Annotated in this window: 22 protein-coding genes; all 22 read left to right on the top strand. The window is 39.1% G+C overall.

Annotation, left to right across the window (positions count from 1 at the left end; all coding sequences use genetic code 11):
- Positions 1–2 precede the first annotated feature (2 nt).
- The 22 genes from ABE41_RS11900 (at position 3) to hisC (ending at position 19,057) form a co-directional block, all read left to right on the top strand.
- The gene (locus ABE41_RS11900) at positions 3–1,028 is read left to right on the top strand and encodes an NAD(P)H-dependent glycerol-3-phosphate dehydrogenase (protein WP_066290489.1); all 1,026 of its coding nucleotides are present in this window, start codon (positions 3–5) and stop codon (positions 1,026–1,028) included.
- A gap of 111 nt (positions 1,029–1,139) precedes the next feature.
- On the top strand, positions 1,140–1,400 hold the full coding sequence (locus ABE41_RS11895; RefSeq protein ID WP_066290486.1) for a stage VI sporulation protein F: 261 nt from the start codon (positions 1,140–1,142) through the stop codon (positions 1,398–1,400).
- Positions 1,401–1,855: 455 nt separating this feature from the next.
- On the top strand, positions 1,856–2,056 hold the full coding sequence (locus ABE41_RS11890; protein ID WP_066290484.1) for a DUF2768 domain-containing protein: 201 nt from the start codon (positions 1,856–1,858) through the stop codon (positions 2,054–2,056).
- 14 nt (positions 2,057–2,070) lie between these two features.
- The gene (locus tag ABE41_RS11885) at positions 2,071–2,781 is read left to right on the top strand and encodes a hypothetical protein (RefSeq protein ID WP_066290481.1); all 711 of its coding nucleotides are present in this window, start codon (positions 2,071–2,073) and stop codon (positions 2,779–2,781) included.
- 259 nt (positions 2,782–3,040) lie between these two features.
- Positions 3,041–4,519, top strand: coding sequence for a stage IV sporulation protein A (gene spoIVA, locus ABE41_RS11880; RefSeq protein WP_066290479.1), 1,479 nt, complete (start codon positions 3,041–3,043; stop codon positions 4,517–4,519).
- 707 nt (positions 4,520–5,226) lie between these two features.
- Positions 5,227–5,499 (top strand): HU family DNA-binding protein, encoded by a 273-nt coding sequence (locus ABE41_RS11875; RefSeq protein WP_066290474.1) that lies wholly within the window; start codon positions 5,227–5,229, stop codon positions 5,497–5,499.
- A 267-nt stretch (positions 5,500–5,766) separates the two neighbouring features.
- Positions 5,767–6,333 carry a GTP cyclohydrolase I FolE gene (gene folE / locus ABE41_RS11870; protein WP_066290471.1) on the top strand — a complete coding sequence of 189 codons (567 nt, stop codon included), beginning with the start codon at positions 5,767–5,769 and terminating at the stop codon, positions 6,331–6,333.
- A 15-nt stretch (positions 6,334–6,348) separates the two neighbouring features.
- Positions 6,349–6,567 carry a trp RNA-binding attenuation protein MtrB gene (gene mtrB, locus ABE41_RS11865; protein WP_066241872.1) on the top strand — a complete coding sequence of 73 codons (219 nt, stop codon included), beginning with the start codon at positions 6,349–6,351 and terminating at the stop codon, positions 6,565–6,567.
- A 183-nt stretch (positions 6,568–6,750) separates the two neighbouring features.
- Positions 6,751–7,455 carry a heptaprenyl diphosphate synthase component 1 gene (locus ABE41_RS11860; RefSeq protein WP_066290470.1) on the top strand — a complete coding sequence of 235 codons (705 nt, stop codon included), beginning with the start codon at positions 6,751–6,753 and terminating at the stop codon, positions 7,453–7,455.
- A 4-nt stretch (positions 7,456–7,459) separates the two neighbouring features.
- Positions 7,460–8,164, top strand: coding sequence for a demethylmenaquinone methyltransferase (locus ABE41_RS11855; protein ID WP_066290468.1), 705 nt, complete (start codon positions 7,460–7,462; stop codon positions 8,162–8,164).
- A 16-nt stretch (positions 8,165–8,180) separates the two neighbouring features.
- Positions 8,181–9,044, top strand: a complete 864-nt coding sequence (locus ABE41_RS11850) for a UbiA-like polyprenyltransferase (RefSeq protein WP_083207779.1) — start codon at positions 8,181–8,183, stop codon at positions 9,042–9,044.
- Positions 9,041–9,631 carry a UbiX family flavin prenyltransferase gene (locus ABE41_RS11845; protein ID WP_066290466.1) on the top strand — a complete coding sequence of 197 codons (591 nt, stop codon included), beginning with the start codon at positions 9,041–9,043 and terminating at the stop codon, positions 9,629–9,631. The genes ABE41_RS11850 and ABE41_RS11845 overlap by 4 nt, the downstream gene beginning before the upstream one ends.
- Positions 9,632–9,637: 6 nt before the next feature.
- On the top strand, positions 9,638–10,465 hold the full coding sequence (locus ABE41_RS11840) for a menaquinone biosynthetic enzyme MqnA/MqnD family protein (protein WP_066290464.1): 828 nt from the start codon (positions 9,638–9,640) through the stop codon (positions 10,463–10,465).
- Positions 10,466–10,487: 22 nt separating this feature from the next.
- Positions 10,488–11,453 (top strand): polyprenyl synthetase family protein, encoded by a 966-nt coding sequence (locus ABE41_RS11835; RefSeq protein ID WP_066290462.1) that lies wholly within the window; start codon positions 10,488–10,490, stop codon positions 11,451–11,453.
- A gap of 89 nt (positions 11,454–11,542) precedes the next feature.
- Positions 11,543–11,986 carry a nucleoside-diphosphate kinase gene (gene ndk / locus ABE41_RS11830; RefSeq protein ID WP_066290459.1) on the top strand — a complete coding sequence of 148 codons (444 nt, stop codon included), beginning with the start codon at positions 11,543–11,545 and terminating at the stop codon, positions 11,984–11,986.
- A 397-nt stretch (positions 11,987–12,383) separates the two neighbouring features.
- On the top strand, positions 12,384–13,157 hold the full coding sequence (locus tag ABE41_RS11825; protein WP_066290457.1) for a CheR family methyltransferase: 774 nt from the start codon (positions 12,384–12,386) through the stop codon (positions 13,155–13,157).
- Between the two features lie 367 nt (positions 13,158–13,524).
- Positions 13,525–14,553, top strand: a complete 1,029-nt coding sequence (trpD, locus tag ABE41_RS11820) for an anthranilate phosphoribosyltransferase (protein ID WP_066290456.1) — start codon at positions 13,525–13,527, stop codon at positions 14,551–14,553.
- On the top strand, positions 14,543–15,319 hold the full coding sequence (gene trpC, locus ABE41_RS11815; protein WP_066290455.1) for an indole-3-glycerol phosphate synthase TrpC: 777 nt from the start codon (positions 14,543–14,545) through the stop codon (positions 15,317–15,319). The genes trpD and trpC overlap by 11 nt, the downstream gene beginning before the upstream one ends.
- Positions 15,309–15,953, top strand: coding sequence for a phosphoribosylanthranilate isomerase (locus tag ABE41_RS11810; RefSeq protein WP_172827356.1), 645 nt, complete (start codon positions 15,309–15,311; stop codon positions 15,951–15,953). Before trpC ends, ABE41_RS11810 begins: the two co-directional genes overlap by 11 nt.
- Positions 15,931–17,139 (top strand): tryptophan synthase subunit beta, encoded by a 1,209-nt coding sequence (gene trpB, locus ABE41_RS11805; RefSeq protein ID WP_066290448.1) that lies wholly within the window; start codon positions 15,931–15,933, stop codon positions 17,137–17,139. Before ABE41_RS11810 ends, trpB begins: the two co-directional genes overlap by 23 nt.
- A complete protein-coding gene (gene trpA, locus ABE41_RS11800) occupies positions 17,132–17,938 on the top strand; it encodes a tryptophan synthase subunit alpha (RefSeq protein ID WP_066290446.1) in 807 nt (268 codons plus the stop codon). The genes trpB and trpA overlap by 8 nt, the downstream gene beginning before the upstream one ends.
- 15 nt (positions 17,939–17,953) lie before the next feature.
- A complete protein-coding gene (hisC, locus tag ABE41_RS11795) occupies positions 17,954–19,057 on the top strand; it encodes a histidinol-phosphate transaminase (RefSeq protein WP_066290443.1) in 1,104 nt (367 codons plus the stop codon).
- Positions 19,058–19,255 lie beyond the last annotated feature (198 nt).

Below are 19,255 nucleotides of genomic sequence, written 5' to 3'. Positions count from 1 at the left end.
GAATGGATAATGTTGCTGTATTAGGGGCTGGAAGCTGGGGGACAGCTCTTGCTATCGTATTAGCTGATAATGGTCACAATGTCCGCTTATGGGGACGCAGAGAAGAACAAGTATCTGAGATTAATGAAGAACATCGCAACGAGAAATACTTGCCTGGTATTGAGCTTCCTAAAAGTATAAAAGCTTCTGTAAAGCTTGAAGAATGTATAGAAGGTGCAGATATCATCGTTCTCGTTACTCCTACAAAAGCGATGAGGGATGTCCTCGGCCAGCTGAAGAATTCATTAACTCGTAAAGTCACGATCGTTCACGCGAGCAAAGGTATTGAACCTGGTACATATAAAAGAATTTCAGAGATCATTGAAGAAGAGCTGCCTGCGTCGCTTCTAGAAGCAGTGGTTGTGCTTTCGGGCCCAAGCCACGCGGAGGAAGTTTCTTTAAGACAGCCAACGACTGTTACTGTATCATCTGAAAAAATTGAAACTGCAGAAAAAGTTCAAGATTTGTTTATTAACCAAAATTTCCGTGTCTACACGAACCCTGATGTAATTGGTGTTGAGCTTGGCGGTGCGCTAAAAAATATCATCGCTCTAGGGGCAGGTCTATCTGATGGATTAGGCTACGGAGATAACGCTAAGGCAGCATTGATCACCAGAGGACTTGCGGAAATTGCACGTCTTGGAACCCATATGGGAGCTAATCCTCTAACTTTTTCAGGTTTAACGGGTATTGGCGATTTAATTGTAACTTGTACGAGTGTACATAGCAGAAACTGGCGTGCAGGCAATATGCTTGGAAAAGGGATGGCACTCGACGATGTTCTTGATAATATGGGAATGGTCGTTGAAGGAGTCAGAACAACCCAAGCCGCTTTCGAATTAAGCAAGAGAGAGCAAGTTGAAATGCCGATCACACAAGTGCTTTACGATGTCCTTTTTAACAACAAAGGCGCAAAGCAGGCCGTAGATGAGCTGATGCAGCGAACTCGAACACATGAAGTTGAAGATGTTTCATCCTTAAAAAGCTAGTCCGAATAGGCGGGTGTCTAAAAATATTTAGGCAATCGCCTTTTTTCTTTTCACCCTTCTTGTAATGCTGCATACGATAGGGATGAAAAGGAAGTGGGAGGAGGACTTCAGGTGGAACGTGATCAACAATTTTTTGACAAGATCGAGAAAAAAACGAGCGTTAAAAAGGACGATATTTTCAAACTTGCACAATCAGTAAGCGGTTCTAATTTACGTGATGAGCGCACGATTCGAATGCTGATTTCCCAAGTATCTTCTATGGCTGGGGTAGCTGTCACGAAACAGAAAGAAGACCAGATCGTTCAGGCTGTTTTGAATAATAACATCCCTCTAGATTTGGCAACTCTATCTAAAATGTTCGAAGGAAAATAGGCGGCTGTATTAAAGCTGTTAACAGTTTATTCTTCGTCTGATTAATAAGTTAATGAACGAAAAAAAGGAGTATTTAGTCCAACACCCGGTTGCTGCCGGGTGTTTTTTTGTCTTATGAGCGTGAGGTGAGGGGTATCTAACGCGCGGAATTTGTCAGGGTGTGTCGACTCGTGGCTATTTTTCAATTAACGTGTGATTATTTAAATTAATGTGAGAAAAAAATAAACTAACGTGGGATTATAGCATGTTACCGTGGGAATTCTTGTTTCACTACCCGTAGGGGTATTTCACCAAAACACACTTTCGTTAGCTGAAACTGTTTTATAAGCAAGGAATACGTCAACTGACCAGGAAGTGCGTATGAGATAAGCCCAGTTTTATTTCTATACGAAATGAAGTTTAAAGAAATAGATCAAATTATGCTATAATGTACGCTGTGGACAAGGAGGATACATATGAGTGAAGGTTTATTGAAAATGTGGGTGGCACTATCAGCCATCGGACTAATGTTTATTGCAGTTTTTTCAATCATGTTCAGCCGTTCTAAACTATCTGGCGTTATACAGGGAGCCGTTTCTTTTTTCGCATGGATCTGTATGATAGTGGCTGGAATACTAATTATAATCGTCGTTTTTAGCGGACCTGTACAAGGGTAGAGGAGGAGATCAATTTGCAAAAAAAATGGCTGATTCCTTTACTGCTTATCCTTTTAACTCTCTCAGGATGTCTATATCCTGAAGAACGAAAGCTGCAAAACCGCATACCTTATCAGGATCAGATCACAGCTGTACAGACGGCTGTTGACAACTTTCAAAAAGATACTGGTGTATTGCCTATTAAAACAAAAGAAGCGGACACAGATATCTATCAAAAATATTTAATTGATTTTAATAAACTCGTTCCAAAATATATGCAGGAACCGCCTGGTAATTCTTATGAAAAAGGCGGAACATTCCAATATGTACTGATAGATGTCGAAACAAACCCAACTGTTAAACTGGCAGATCTAGTTTTAACAGATAAAATTCAGGATGTACAGGTTGCGTTAAACATCTATATGGATAAACACCGTTATCCTCCGTTTAAGAAGATTGAGGAACAAGGAAGATACACGCTTGATTATAAAAAATTAGGATTTAAAAAAGATCCTTTCGTTACCAGCCCTTTTACGGGCAAGAAATTGCCTATGATGGTAAACGGCGATGCAAAAATTTTTATAGATTATAGAAAAGACTTAAAACCTGCGATCGAGAGCTATAAAGATGAATTGGACAAGCACGAAGATATCCGCCATCTGCTAGCAGAACATTCCTATTTTGTACCGGTCTATTCAGTTCCCTATAAAGTCGAAAACAATGAGCCTGTTTTTTTTATAAAATAGGCATGAACTCTCCCTTTTTCTAATACATTCATAGAAAAGGCGGAGAGATTTTTTTTGGAAATCCTTATAACGAAACAAGCTTTATAGTTTCATCGGTAGGCACAGTAGTGCGCCCTCCCGTTTTAATGGAACTATACAACAGAGAAAAGAGGTTCCAATAAAAATTTCCGTTCCTTTGTCATAATCAATAGGACAAAATCATACGATGTATTGTCCAAGACTAGCATCCGGAACTTTATTTGGATCGGGAGGGAAACGAATGGAAAAAATCGATATTTTTAAAGATATCGCCGAAAGGACGGGCGGAGATATCTACTTAGGAGTAGTAGGAGCAGTAAGAACGGGTAAATCTACATTCATTAAGAAATTTATGGAGCTAGTAGTCCTGCCTAACATTGAAAATGAAGCAGAACGTCAGCGAGCTCAGGATGAATTGCCGCAAAGTGCAGCTGGACGCACCATTATGACCACTGAACCCAAATTTGTTCCAAACAATGCGGTAAAGATTAATGTTGGGGAAGGCCTTGATGTAAATATCCGTCTCGTAGACAGTGTTGGATACGCTGTTCCAAGTGCAAAAGGGTACGAAGATGAAAACGGTCCTAGAATGATTCATACACCTTGGTATGACGAGCCGATTCCGTTTCATGAAGCGGCTGAAATCGGAACAAGGAAAGTTATTCAAGAACATTCAACACTTGGGGTTGTCGTAACTACGGATGGCTCAATCGGAGAAATTCCAAGATATGATTATGTAGAGTCAGAAGAACGTGTTGTTAATGAGTTAAAAGAGGTAGGAAAACCGTTCATAATGCTGATCAATTCAACTCATCCGCACCATCCGGATACACAGCAGCTTCGTAATGAACTATGTGAGAAGTATGACATTCCAGTACTTGCAATGAGTGTTGAGGGGATGACGGAACACGATATTAACAATGTACTTCGTGAAGCTTTATACGAGTTCCCGGTATTAGAAGTAAATGTGAATCTTCCAAGCTGGGTAATGGTGCTAAGAGAGAATCATTGGCTGCGTGAAAGCTATGAAGAAGCAGTAAGAGAAACAGTTCAAGATATTAAACGTCTGCGCGATGTTGATAAAGTGGTAGGCTTCTTCGCAAACTATGACTTTATTGATGATGCAAGACTAGCAGGGATTGAAATGGGGCAAGGGATTGCAGAAATCGATCTTTTTGCACCGGATTACTTGTACGATCAGATCTTAAAAGAGGTTGTTGGGGTCGAAATTCGAGGAAAAGATCATCTTCTTCAACTTATGCAGGAATTTGCGTATGCAAAGACAGAGTATGATCAAGTGGCAGATGCGCTAAGAATGGTGAAGCAAACTGGATATGGAATTGCTGCTCCTGCTATCACCGATATGAGCTTGGATGAGCCGGAAATTATCCGTCAGGGCTCCAGATTCGGGGTTAGACTTAAGGCTATCGCACCTTCGATCCATATGATTAAAGTTGATGTGGAATCCGAATTCGCACCGATTATTGGAACAGAGAAACAAAGTGAAGAAATGCTAAGATATTTAATGCAGGATTTTGAAGAAGATCCACTGTCAATATGGAATTCTGATATCTTTGGACGCTCCTTAAATTCTATTGTAAGAGAAGGAATACAAGGAAAGATTTCATTAATGCCGGAAAATGCAAGATATAAATTAAAAGAGACGCTTGAACGTATTATTAATGAGGGATCAGGCGGTTTAATTGCCATTATTTTATAACTTTGAGACTCCTATAACCAGGAGTCTTTTTTTTGGTGTTTTTTTGTGGGTTCTTTAAGCTGTTTTGAAAGTAGTTGTTCTCCGCTCCAGGTGCTCGCTTTCCGCGGGGCATGCGGTGAGCCACCTAGGCACTTTGCGCCATTAGGTGTCTCACCTGTCACGCTGAGCCCGCCGGAGTCTCGCACCTTCTGCTCCAATCAACTATTCAAGGAGCAATATATTTAATGCAATAAACAAAAGATGTATGTAGCTTGTTTGTGTATGACTTTGTGGGTAGTTGAAAGTAGTTGTTCTCCGCTCCAGGTGCTCGCTTTCCGCGGGGCATGCTGCATGGGCTTTCTTGAAAACGTGCATTTAGAGGTTTAGCCTGACACGTTGCTCCTGAAGGAGTCACACACCTTGCACTTAAAACATTACGGACTTTTATTCCATGATAAAAATAGTAAAAAGGATTCGGAAAAAGGTAGACTTTTATACCTTTTAAACTTGTTTTCTTGTAAAAAAAGGTCAAAAAATAAGGAAATTTAAGGGTTAAATCGCTAAAAACGTCGAAAAAAGATTGAATTCTTTAAACGAATCGTATAATATAAGGCTTGTTACAGATATAATAAGTAAAATCCTGTATATTACATATGAAAATAATACTTTAAAAAAATATTTCACTACCGATATACCTGTAGAGAATTCCTTGAGAGGAGGTGAATGGAATGAACAAGACTGATCTTATCAACGCAGTATCTGAGCAAGCTCAGCTTTCTAAGAAAGATGCATCTAAAGCAGTTGACGCTGTTTTCGAAGCGATCACTGGCACTCTTCAAAGCGGAAGCAAGGTGCAACTTATCGGTTTTGGTAACTTTGAAGTTCGTGAGCGTGCAGCTCGTAAAGGCCGCAACCCGCAAACTGGACAAGAAATCGAAATCTCTGCAAGCAAAGTTCCTGCTTTCAAACCAGGGAAAGCCCTTAAGGACGCTGTAAAATAATTAATACATAGGGCAAAAAGACCGTGATTCGTTCACGGTCTTTTTTTATTGTTCATTATGAGGCAGCTTTGTTCTCCTGCATCACTATCATCAGTAAAATTTCATTTAAGCAGCGAAAACTCACTTTGTGCAATTCAGATCTTAAAACATCAAACAGTTTAACTTTCTATCTTCCACTCATGCTGAAAGGGTTTTCTCTTTTTGCTATTCTTTCACCAGTATGCTAAAATTTTGCTATTGTGTTATTGGAATTGGAGGACAAAGAGCGTGGCAGAAGTTCAACGTGAGAAAATTGAAACCGCAGTAAAAATGATACTTGAAGCTATTGGGGAAGACCCTGAACGAGAGGGTTTAATAGATACACCGAAACGTGTAGCAAAAATGTATGAAGAAGTCTTTCAAGGATTGAATCAAGATCCAAAAGAACATTTTGCAACTATTTTTGGAGAAGATCACGAAGAATTAGTACTTGTGAAAGATATACCTTTTTATTCAATGTGTGAACATCACCTTGTACCATTTTTTGGCAAGGCTCACATAGGTTACATACCAAAAGGCGGTAAAGTTACTGGACTGAGCAAACTAGCCAGAGCAGTGGAAGCTGTAACAAAAAGACCGCAGCTGCAGGAAAGAATAACCTCAACGATTGCAAACAGCCTGCTTGAAACACTTGAACCGCATGGTGTAATTGTAGTAATCGAGGCAGAGCATATGTGTATGACGATGCGCGGCGTGAAAAAGCCTGGTTCCATGACTGTTACTTCCGCAGTTAGAGGTGTTTTTGAAAAAGACGCAGCAGCAAGGGCAGAAGTATTAAGCCTTATTAAAAACTAAGGAGGGTTTCCAATAATGAAATCAGAATTTGACTTTTTTGTTATAAAAGCTAAAGAAAATGGTGTAAATGTAATTGGATTAACCCGAGGAACAGAAACGAGATTTCACCACTCAGAAAAATTAGATAAAGGTGAAGTGATGATCGCGCAATTTACCGAGCATACTTCTGCTGTAAAAGTAAGAGGAAAAGCAGTTATATACACTAAGCATGGTGAAGTAGATACAGAATCATAAGAATAGCTTAAAAGTAAAATCAACTTACCATTGGCAGGAATGTTCGATACATACATGCCGGATGGACAGGCTAGGCGGTCAGCCTAGTTTTCTTTATGTCCGAAATAACGATTGAATCCATAAACAATTGGCGACTATGTTATAATAATGAGGCACATTTCGCTGTATCTTTGGAGGTATATGATGAACAACAGGGAAAAAATTCAACGTTTAAAACAGCATACACTTTTATTGATGCAGCATAGTTATGTCGATAAGTTTCTGCAGCCTCCAGTTTTTGATGAAGCGAAAGTGTTTATAGTGTACTGTCTGCTCAATGAACTTGAATTGGATGAAGCCGTTGAAGCTGAATATTTCAGTTCAATACTTTTGATACAGTCTGCTCTGGATCGGCATGAAGATATTCTCGATGAAGACATTGCTTCACATAAAAAGAGAAGGCAGCTCGTTGTTTTATCAGGAGATTATTTTAGCAGCCTCTACTATCTGTTATTGTCCCGGTGCGAAAATTTAGATTTGATATCAAAGCTGTCAAATGCTGTCCAAAAAATTAATGAACATAAATCTTCTATGCATCAAATTAAAATCAAAAAAAGCAGCGTGGAATACTTAAAGATTGCAGGTCAAATTGAAAGCTTATTGTATATAAAAGCTGCTGAATCGTTTGGTCTGCAAAAATATATTCCGTTCATAGAGCGATATCTTCTCATATCCCTCTATCAGGGCAAGGAAAAGAGAATGTCGCTGAACGAGGATCAATTAGTATTTTTAAATTCGTTTGAAAGAGATTTGCGAGAAAAAAGAGTTGAGTTGCCTCATATCTTTCAGCGCGAAGACTGCAGCATTTATAAATGTATTGAAAATGACTTAATGTTAGGAGAGGGTTAATCCGATGTTGAGTAAAGAAGAACGGGTTCACTCTGTATTTGAAAAGATATCAGATCAATATGATTATATGAACGATTTGATCAGCTTCAAACAGCATAACAGATGGCGAAATGACACAATGAAACGAATCAGTGTCAAACCGGGTGACAATTGTCTGGATGTATGCTGCGGAACTGGTGAATGGACATTTGCGCTTGCTGAAGCTGCAGGTAAAAGCGGTCATGTAACAGGTCTGGACTTTAGTGAAAACATGTTGAAGGTTGGACGGGAAAAATTAAAGAAACGCTCACTTCCCCAAGTAGCATTTGTACATGGGAATGCAATGGAGCTCCCTTTTGGAGATAACACTTTTGATGTTGTAACAATCGGTTTCGGACTCAGAAACGTACCTGACTATTTTCAGGCGCTTAAAGAAATGGCAAGGGTAGTGAAGCCAGGAGGAAGAGTGGTTTGCCTGGAAACATCACATCCGACAGTGCCAATTTTTAAACAGGTTTTCAAATTTTATTTTACGTATATAATGCCTGTCTTTGGTAAGCTTTTCGCCAAAAGCTATCAAGAATACTCTTGGCTGCAAGAGTCAACTGAAGCTTTTTTGACAAAAGAAGAACTGAAAGATCTATTTCAAAAATCAGGTTTGACCGAAGTTGAAGTAAAATCGTATGCATTAGGTGCTGCTGCTATGCATACAGGTAAAAAACCGCAATAGAAGAGAGCGTTGAAGTGTGTGGAAAAAATTTAAGATTATTTTAGAAATGATTAAGTTTGAACATACCATTTTTGCTCTCCCTTTTGCCTATTTAGGTACAATAATGGGGAGCCTTGTTGAAGAAGGTACCATGCCATCTCTATCGGAATGGGTATGGATCACTTTAGCTATGGTTGGTGCAAGAAGTTCTGCGATGGCCCTTAACCGGGCGATAGATTCAGAGATTGATGGAGCAAATCCTAGAACAAAGACTCGGGCTATTCCTGCAAAGCTTTTAAAGATAGGTGAAGTATATTTATTTATCGCAGTGTCTCTAGCGTTATTGCTTGTTAGTGCTTACCAGCTTAATGCACTTTCTGTAAAACTGCTTCCGCTTGCTGTCTTTTTTCTTGTTATTTACTCTTATACGAAACGTTTTACTTATCTGTGCCACATTGTCCTTGGGATTACAATTGCACTTGCCCCCCTCGGCGGATGGGTTGGTGCAACAGGTACATTAAGTCAGGAAGCGTTTCTATTGTTTTTCGGTGTGCTTTTTTGGACGGCAGGTTTTGACGTGATTTATGCAACGCAGGATGCGGAATATGACAAGTCACATGGTCTATATTCTATTCCGTCTTCATTTGGCATTGCAAAAGGGCTGATTACTGCCAGATGGCTTCATACTGCTAGTTTCATAGCTTTCATTACACTAGGTGCAGTGTCAGGGATGGGATGGATTTATTACCTTGGCGTCTTTATTTCAGGTGCTATCATGGTATATGAACATTCATTGGTAAAGCCCCATGATCTATCAAAGCTAGATGTTGCTTTCTTTACGATGAACGGTGTTTTAAGTGTTGTTATGTTTATTTTTTCAATAGGGGACCTTTTATTATGAAAACTTTTACAATAGGAATTACCGGTGCCAGCGGTGCTGTATATGGTATTAGACTTGTACAGGAAATTTTGAAGAGCGGACACAAAGTGCATCTTGTTGTGACTGAAGCAGGATGGCAAGTATTTAGAGAAGAGCTTCTTTGGAATACTGAGGACCGGGAAGCTTGTTTGGAAGAACGCTTTGCTTCATTTGGCAGTGAACGCTTCCATTATCATACGCTTCGCGATTTTAATGCGCCTATCGCGAGCGGATCTTATCAGAATGACGGAATGGTTATCATACCTTGTTCGATGGGTACTTTGTCAGGAATAGCGCATGGAGCTTCTGGCAATCTGTTGGAGCGTACGGCAGATGTTATGCTGAAAGAAAGCAGAAAACTCATCTTAGTTCCAAGAGAAACACCGCTCCATAAGATTCACCTGGAAAATATGATAAAGGTTACTGACGCTGGGGGCAAGATCGTTCCAGCCATGCCAGGCTTTTATCATCTGCCTAAGTCGATGGACGATTTAGTAAATTTCCTTGTAGGGAAAGTCTTGGATAACTTAGGTGTTCACCATGAATTGTTTACACGCTGGGGAGACTGATAGATTATGAACATTGGGGAAATAAGCTATACAAACATCATACCCCTATATTTTTATTTGGACAGAGAAAGATTAAAGGAGAACGGTGTATCGATAACAGATGCCGTTCCTTCTAAAATTAACCGTTTGATGGAAGAAAAAAGGGTAGACATAGGAGGGATTTCCTCTTTTTCTTTTGGGAAAAACGCAGAACGCTATAGCCTTATCCCAGATTTATCTGTTTCTGCTTTCGGAAAAGTCAATTCTATCTTTTTGTTTTCGAAATATCGGTTAGAAGAGTTAGGCGGAAAAAGGATAGCTTTAACGTCCAGCTCTGAAACATCTGTTGCCTTATTAAAGATCATCACGCAGCAATTTTACAAAATTGAGCCTTCTTTCGAAGTGGAAACACCGCACTTCGAAAGAATGATTGAGCTGTATGATGCATGTCTCCTGATAGGTGATGATGCAATTTCAGCCAAAAGAAAGAACGGAAGCTATTATGTGTATGACCTTGGAGAGATCTGGTATCAAGAAACAGGACTTCCGATGGTTTTTGCTGTGATGGCCTATCGTAAAGAGATGGAAACAGAAAAGAGAGAGTTGCTCTCTTATGTTGGCCAAAGTATGACAGAGAGCAAAGAGCGCTGTCTCCGAGAAAATTTTGCACCTGTTGTTGAACGTGCAGTCATGGAGCATGGCGGATCTGCTGCCTTTTGGGAATCATATTTTAATGGGTTAAATTATGGGTTTAATGGCGAACATGAAAAAGGACTAAGTGTTTATTTTCAGCTTGCTAAAGAGTGCGGATTGTTGCAGACAATACCCTCTATCTTAAAGTTTTCGTATAAGTAACAGGCGATAGGGTGAAATAAAAGTGAAGTTAAAAGACTTATACTCATTCTTAAAAAAAGATTTACAGCAAATAGAACACCAGCTCGCGGTGTCGGTTAGTTCTGACCAGCCTATGATTCATACTGCCGGCATGGAGTTATTAAAAGCAGGGGGAAAAAGAATCCGCCCTGTATTTGTTCTGCTTTCTGCGCAGTTTGGTACATATAACATTCACCAGGTAAAAAAACCTGCAGCAGCATTAGAGTTAATCCACATGGCATCTCTTGTCCACGATGATGTCGTAGATGATGCTGACATGAGAAGAGGAAGAGAGACGGTTAAGGCAAAGTATGACAGTAAAATCGCCATGTACACGGGTGATTATATTTTTGCTGCAGCTCTAAAGTTAATGACGGATATCGAAATTCCGCGTGCACATCAAATTCTGGCGCAAGGAATGAAAGAGATGTGCCTAGGCGAGATAGAACAGATTAACGAACAATTTGATACCGATCAGAACATAAGAAAATATTTTAAGCGTATCAAACGTAAGACGGCCTTGCTGATTGCTTTAAGCTGTCAATTAGGAGCCATCACATCAAAAGCGGATGTTTCCCTTCAGAAAATGCTTTATGAGTTCGGTTATTGTGTTGGAATGGCCTTTCAAATTACCGATGATATTTTAGACTTTACAGCATCAGAAAAACAGCTTGGAAAACCGGCAGGAAGTGATTTGAAGCAAGGAAATATAACACTTCCGGCTTTATTCACGATCTGCAAGTATCCTGAATTTAAAGAAAAGCTGAATCTCTATTATCAAAATAAGGATTCAGAACTTCTTGCAGAGCTATTAAAAGATATTAAAAGCCTTGGCGGGATTGAGTATGCATCCCGAATCTCCGAAAAGTACCTGAACCGTGCTAAAAAGGCTGCACGATCTTTACCTGACACGGATGCAAGAGACAGCTTGCTGAAAGTAGCAGATTATATTGCTTGCCGGAAATTTTGAGCCATTGCTAATTTTAAAAATTTTTGGTACGATTTCTCTGGGGAACTTGTCCCACATATACTATACATAGATGATAGGAGAGGGAATACATGGAAAAAACGTTTTTAATGGTTAAACCAGATGGCGTTCAACGTGCGTTAATCGGAGAAATCGTATCCCGTTTTGAAAAGAAAGGTTTTCAGTTAGTTGGTGCGAAACTAATGAACATTTCTGAGGATCTTGCAAAAGAACATTATGGTGAGCATAAAGAGCGTCCGTTTTTCGGAGAGCTTGTAGACTTTATTACTTCTGGACCTGTATTTGCAATGGTTTGGGAAGGTAAAGACGTTATCTTAACTGCTCGTAACATGATGGGCAAAACGAACCCTGCTGAAGCAGCTCCTGGTTCAATCCGCGGTGACTATGCTGTACAAGTAAGCAACAATATCATCCACGGTTCAGATTCTGCTGAAAGTGCAGAGCGCGAAATCGGATTATTCTTTAAAGAAGAAGAACTAGTTTCTTACGATAAAGCTGTTTCTGTTTGGATCTAATTTTTTTTATGTGAAAATGAAAGCGTTTTAGCCGGCCCTTGGGCCGGTTATTTTTTTTTAGACTGTTTTAGTAAAATTTTTTTTGGAAAAATAGTTAATTTCCGCTCAAGTTTGCTCGATTTCCGCGAAATTCCTTCTGAGAAAACAAATTTTAAGTTCATATTTAATAATCATATAAAAAAAGACATTATCATATAAAAAGTCGCAATAATCCATAAAAAATGGTGACAATCACATAAAAATGAGCGGTTATCATATAATTTAACATTTTATGGAAACAAATGAATAACTGTACCTTGCGTTTCAATGAGGACATGAAAAAAGTTTAAAGTCCACCGATATAAGGGATATGAATGGTGAACAAAGCAGCAGCATATGACAAACGGGAGAGAAATAAATGGACTTGGACTATGAGGTATTTAAAAAGAACATTTTGCTGAAGACGGGAATTGATCTTTCAAAATATAAAGAAGCACAAATGAAACGGCGACTGATCGCATTAAGAGAAAAGAGATCTTTCGGTTCCTTTTCTGACTATTATCAATCGTTATCAAATGACAGGACTATGCTGGATGAATTTTTAGACAGAATGACTATTAATGTTTCTGAGTTCTATAGAAATCCATCTCGCTGGGAAGTGCTTGAACAAAAGATCTTGCCGAGGCTCTTAGATGAACGTTCATCTTTGAAAGCATGGAGTGCAGCATGTTCGACAGGGGAAGAGCCATATACACTTTCGATGATGCTTTCAGAAATTAAAGGGATCTCCAACTTTTCTATATTGGCGACAGATTTAGATGAACAAGTTTTAGAACAGGCAAAAAACGGTTTTTACTTTGAAAAAGCTGCTCAAGATGTCCCGAATGTGAAAAAAAAGCGTTATTTTTCAAAGCAGGAACTCGGTTTAAAAGTAAATGACGATATAAAAAAGCATGTAACATTCAGAAAGCAAAACCTTCTTTCCGATCCATTCGGGAAAGACTTTGATTTAATCGTCTGCCGAAATGTGATGATTTATTTTACAGAAGAAGCAAAAGCGGTTTTATATGAAAAATTCAGTAAAGCATTGCGTCCAGGAGGAGTATTATTTGTTGGGAGCACAGAACAGATCTTTAATCCTGGTTTGTACGGATTAGAATCAGAAGAACCATTCTTTTACAGAAAAAAATAATCAATTATTATATGGATTTCACTTTCTAATAGTTGACAGATTAAAATGAATGGTTTAATGTAACTGATAAGTTTAGAGCAATAGGTTAGAGTATTTAGAGCTTAGTTGAGACAAGTTGAGAGAGTTTGAGTGGAGCAGAGCCGAGAATGGAAATGTACATATGCCATGCGGGTTATTTCTGCATGGCTTTTTTGTATCCTTTTATAGTAAGGAGTACATGGTCCATAAATGAATCGTCCTCTTATTACCCCCTCACTCTCCGTAATCTGCGGAGGTGTGCTTTATGATCTTATCCTTTCATAACCCGCCTTGAACGATTGTTTTATCTCAGTGCAGAACAAAACAAAACGTTTAAAGGGGTGTTCTTATGATTCAATCACTTAATAAAAAATTAGTAAAAAATGAAACGATGACAGAGAATGAAGCTTTTTATTTTATGGAAAGCCTCGTTAATGGACGTGTAACTGATGCAGAAGCCATTTCTATTCTTAGTATTATGAGCTATCGCGGTGAGACCGCTCAAGAAATCACAGGTTTTGTAAAGGCGATTCGAAAACTTTCAAAACAAGTCAGCAGAAGATGCCCGGATGAAATTATGGATACTTGCGGAACGGGCGGTGATGGAGCATCCACCTTTAATATATCTACTGCGGTCAGCATCATCTTATCTTCTCTTGGCATCAAAGTAGCTAAGCATGGGAACAAAGCGGTCACATCCAAAAGCGGAAGTTCTGATGTGTTAGAAGCTCTCGGAATTAAAGTGGCTACAAACAGTTATGAAGCAAATTTACAGTTAAATAAATATGACATAGCATTTTTACATGCACCTTATTTTCATCCATCATTGAAAAAAGTCGCTCACTTAAGACGGCAGCTATCTTTTAGGACTATTTTTAATATTATTGGTCCTCTAGTAAACCCGATGTCGCCATCTTATCAGCTGATTGGTGTAAGTGATGAAAATGCTGCAGCAGCGATGGCAGAAGCTATTAAAATACTCGGTATTAAGAAAGCACTTTTAGTTACAGGAAAAGATGGGCTGGATGAATGCTCGATTACTGGGGAGACAAAAATGTTTTTAGTTGAAAAAGGAGAAATTACTGAATTTTCATATACACCAGAAGAAGCAGGGCTGAAAAGAGGTTCATTAAAAGATATTACTGTAAATGATAAGCAAGAAAGTGCGGAATTAATCACTGCTATATTAAAAGGTCAAGGAAATGAATCAGCAAAAAATATCGTTATCCTAAATGCGGCTGCAGCATTGTTTGCATCAAACCGTGTTCACGGGATCAGGGAAGGCGTTGAAGTGATCGAGAACTGCCTGAGATCAGGCAAAGCATATAAACATCTATTATCAATCAATAAAGAGGAGGAGAAAGTTCTTGTTAACTAAAATCTTACAGCAAAAAGAAAAAGAGATCGATGTTCTTCCTCCGATCACGAGATCAGCGAATTTAGATTTTATTGAAAAAGACCATCGTCCATTTGCCTTGAATCTGCTGAGATCTGAAAATAAGCCAGCATTGATTGCAGAAGTGAAGAAAGCTTCACCATCCAAAGGAATTATTAAAGAAAATTTTAATCCTGTAAGCATTGCTAAAGAGTATGAAGAGGCTGGAGCAGCTTGCTTATCGGTTCTAACAGATAATGAGTTCTTTCAGGGAAGCCTTAAATATTTAAAAGAAATTCGAAAGCATGTTTCCATTCCGTTGCTGAGAAAAGATTTTATAATTGATGAAAGGCAAATTATTGAGAGTGTTGAACATGGAGCAGATGCAATATTGCTGATTGCAGCTTGCTTAACGAAAGAAAAGTTAAAAGCACTTCATAAATTTGCAGAAGAATGCGGTCTTGAGTGCTTAATAGAAGTCCACACAAAAGAGGAGATCGATCAAGTCTATGAAGTTTGTAACCCTTCTATGATCGGAATAAACAACCGTGACTTAAAAAACTTTACTACTAGCATCAATCACACCTTTTCGTTGCTTCCCTATATAAAAAAAGAAACAATAGTGATCAGTGAAAGCGGAATTAAATCGGGTACTGATGTGAAAAGACTCTCAGATCATGGTGTGAACGGAATGCTGATAGGGGAATCACTTATGCGTGCTGATTCTATTGAAAAGAAAATAACGGAGATCTATGGTAATGTACGTTAAATATTGCGGCTGCCAGTCAGAGGATGACTACAAGCTTCTTTCTTCATCTAGAGCTGATATTATTGGTTTTGTTTTTGCTGAAAGCAAAAGAAAGGTAACCCCTGAAGAAGTCTCGTCATGGGTTCGTTTCCATGAAAAACGAAAACTTTTAGCAGGTGTATTTCAGAATAGTTCAATAGAAGAGATGGTTTCGGCGGCAAAAGAAGTTCCGCTTGATATTATTCAATGCCACGGAAATGAATCGGTTAGTACGATTATTAATCTGAAGAAACGTACAAAAAAGCTAGTCTATAAAGCTATTCCTTATAGCGGCACGATCTCCGAACAGATTTCTGTATTTGCAAAATATGCAGATGCAATTGTAGTTGACTCTGTATCGAAAGGGCAATTCGGAGGTACCGGTATTTCGTTTTCCTGGACTCAGGTGCCGGCAATTTTAAAAGAGGCAAAAAAAGAAAATGTTCCGTGTTTTATAGCAGGCGGAATCAACCCGGAAAACATCAATTCCTTGCTTGAATATGATCCATATGGGGTTGATCTGAGCGGAGGCATAGAATACGAGGGGAAAAAAAGCAGTGAACGGATAAAAAAACTGGAAAGGATGATTTCACATGTCAGCAGCAATCGTACCTGATCACCGAGGAAGATATGGTGACTTTGGCGGAAAATATGTACCTGAAACAATAATGTTTGCACTTGAAGAACTTGAAAAAGCATTTGAAGAAGCCATGAAAGACAAGGAGTTTCAGGAGCGGTTTCAAAACGAACTTGCTATTTATTCAGGAAGACCAACTCCTCTAACTTTAGCTGAACGATTGAGTGAGGTTAATGGAGGTGCAAAGATTTATTTGAAACGTGAAGATCTTAATCACACTGGGGCTCATAAAATAAATAATGCCATCGGACAAGCACTCTTAGCGGTTAGGATGGGCAAAAAAAAAATTATTGCTGAAACAGGAGCGGGACAGCATGGAGTTGCTGCAGCGACCGTAGCCGCTAAATACGGCCTTTCCTGCAAAGTATATATGGGAAAAGAGGATATAAGAAGACAGGCGTTGAATGTTTTTCGTATGAAACTTCTAGGTGCAGAAGTGATCGAGGTAACGAGCGGAAGTCAAACGCTAAAAGACGCTACGAATGAAGCGATCAGGGAATGGGTGGCAGCTGTTGAAGATACGTTTTATCTTATCGGCTCAGCTGTCGGTCCGCATCCTTATCCTAAAATGGTGAAGAATTTCCAGCAGGTAATCGGTTTTGAAACGATGGATCAATTTACCCGGGAAAATGACGGGAGCTTACCAGGCGCAGTTGTTGCATGTGTCGGCGGAGGAAGCAATGCTATCGGAATGTTTGCACCATTTATCAATAAAGATGTTCCTCTTTTTGGTATAGAAGCTGCAGGCAAAGGAATAGAAACGAATCAGCATGCTGCTACCTTATCAAAGGGGACAAACGGCGTGATACATGGATCTCTTACAAAACTGCTGCAAACGGAAGAAGGTCAAATTACGGAGCCTTATTCAATATCTGCAGGATTGGACTATCCAGGAATCGGACCTGAACATGCTTATCTTCATGAAACCGGAAGGGTAAAGTATGAAGCTGTAACCGACCAAGAATCTTTAGAAGCGTTAAAGTCTTTATGCTTGAACGAAGGCATCCTCTGTGCGCTAGAGAGTGCCCATGCGGTAGCGTACAGCCTAAAACTTGCAAAGAATATGAACAAAGATGAATCAGTAGTCGTATGCCTATCCGGCAGAGGAGACAAGGATGTTCATACACTTATGGAAAAAGCCGAAGGAGGGAATCAGCATGAATAAGAGATGGACAGCTTTTCAAAATTCAGCTGATTATCGATTCGTTCCTTATATTATGGCAGGTGACCCGTGTGAAGAGGCTACAATAGAACTTTCTTTAGCATTGGAAGATTGCGGTGCGGCAGCCCTGGAACTTGGCGTGCCCTATTCAGATCCTCTTGCGGACGGTCCAGTTATCCAGCGGGCAGGCATGAGGGGATTAAAGCAGAAAATGAACCTGGAGAAAACGATCAAACTGGTCTCAAAGCTGCGGGAGAGAGGCTTGAAGATTCCCGTAATCATCTTTACTTATTATAATCTTTTGTTACAATTAGGAGAAAATCGCTTCATGACGCTAGCAGAAGAAGGTGGCGTTGACGGCGTCTTGGTGCCAGATCTACCTTATGAAGAAAGCTCTTATCTAAAAGAAATGTGCTCAGCTCATCACCTTGCTTTGATCTCATTAGTAGCTCCAACTACAAATAAAGAAAAGCTTAATATGCTTTCTAGTGAAGCGGAAGGTTTTCTATATTGCATTTCTTCACTTGGAGTGACTGGAATAAGAAGTGAATTCCGTGATGGATTGAACGATTTCCTAAGAGCTGCTAAAGAAAATTCTGCTGTTCCTGTTTTAGTAGGATTTGGATTGTCTAAAAGAAATCAAATCGAACAATTCGAAGGAACAAGTGATGGATTTATCGTAGGAAGCGCCATCGTTAAGAAGATTGAATCGCTGGAGAATGAACTTATTAATAACAGAGAAGAAGCGATTAGAGAGTTTAAACAGTATGTAGAATCGTTGCTGCCTGTTTATAGCCGTTAAAAAAGGAGTGGGAAAATGCAGCCGAAAGAACAGTTGTTATCATTACAGCCATACAAACCAGGTAAACCCGTTGAGGAAGTAAAGCGTGAGTTAGGATTAGAAAAAATAATCAAACTCGCTTCCAATGAGAATCCTTATGGATGTTCTAAATTAGCCAAAGATAAGATAACAGAAGAACTTTCAAATCTTCAAGTTTATCCGGATGGATATGCAGCTGAGATTAGAGAAAAATTATCTGGTTATTTAGGGGTAGAACAAGAACAGCTTATTTTTGGAAATGGTTCCGATGAAGTTGTTCAAATTCTTTGCCGAGCTTATTTATCTCCTGAAACGAACACCGTAATGGCTGCTCCCACTTTTCCTCAATACCGCCACAATGCAGTTATTGAAGGAGCAGAAATTAGAGAGGTGCCGTTAATTAACGGTAACCATGATTTAGATTCAATGATTGAAGAAATTGATCATCAGACAAAGATCGTCTGGCTATGTAATCCGAACAATCCTACGGGGAACTACATACCCGAAAATGATTTTGTTCAATTTATGAAAAAGGTTCCTTCTAATGTCATTGTGGTTAGTGATGAAGCATACTTCGAATATGTTTCGGCAAATGATTATCCTAATACCATTCATTATTTAAAGAATTATCCTAATCTAGTAATTCTGCGTACATTTTCTAAAGCACATGGACTAGCTGCGCTCCGTATAGGATACGGTATAGCGGATAGATCTATTATTAAAGGTATGGAGCCAGCTCGAGAACCATTCAATACATCAAGACTTGCTCAAGCAGCAGCAATAGGCGCATTGGAGGATGAGGGCTTTATTAATGAGTGTAAACAGAAGAACAGGGAGGGGCTCGAACTCTTCTATTCTTTCTGTGAAAGAAAAGACCTTCTTTACTACCCTTCAGAGGCTAACTTTATATTACTTGATGTAAATTCTGACGCAGATTCAGCATTTAATTATCTATTAAAGAAAGGCTACATTGTCCGTTCAGGAAGTGCACTCGGTTTTCCAACGATGATTCGAATCACGATAGGTGAAGAAGAACATAACAAAGAAATAATTGGACATTTAGAAGCATATATAGAATCCCTTGTTGAAAGTGTGAACTGATATTTTAGCCCGGTATCGATCAGATACTCGGGCTATTTTCATAATTTTCAAAAAAGTGTTGCATTTTCAGAATACTCTATTTATAATGTAGTTAATATGGTTTCTCTCCACTCCTATCCATATTATACTTTCCTGACAACGCTTACATGTCAGGACTTTTTTTGTTTATTTTTCTTTTATCATATATTTTATAATAGA

Source organism: Fictibacillus arsenicus, assembly GCF_001642935.1.
GTDB lineage: Bacteria > Bacillota > Bacilli > Bacillales > Fictibacillaceae > Fictibacillus > Fictibacillus arsenicus_B.
This window is presented reverse-complemented; position numbering and strand designations above follow the sequence as displayed.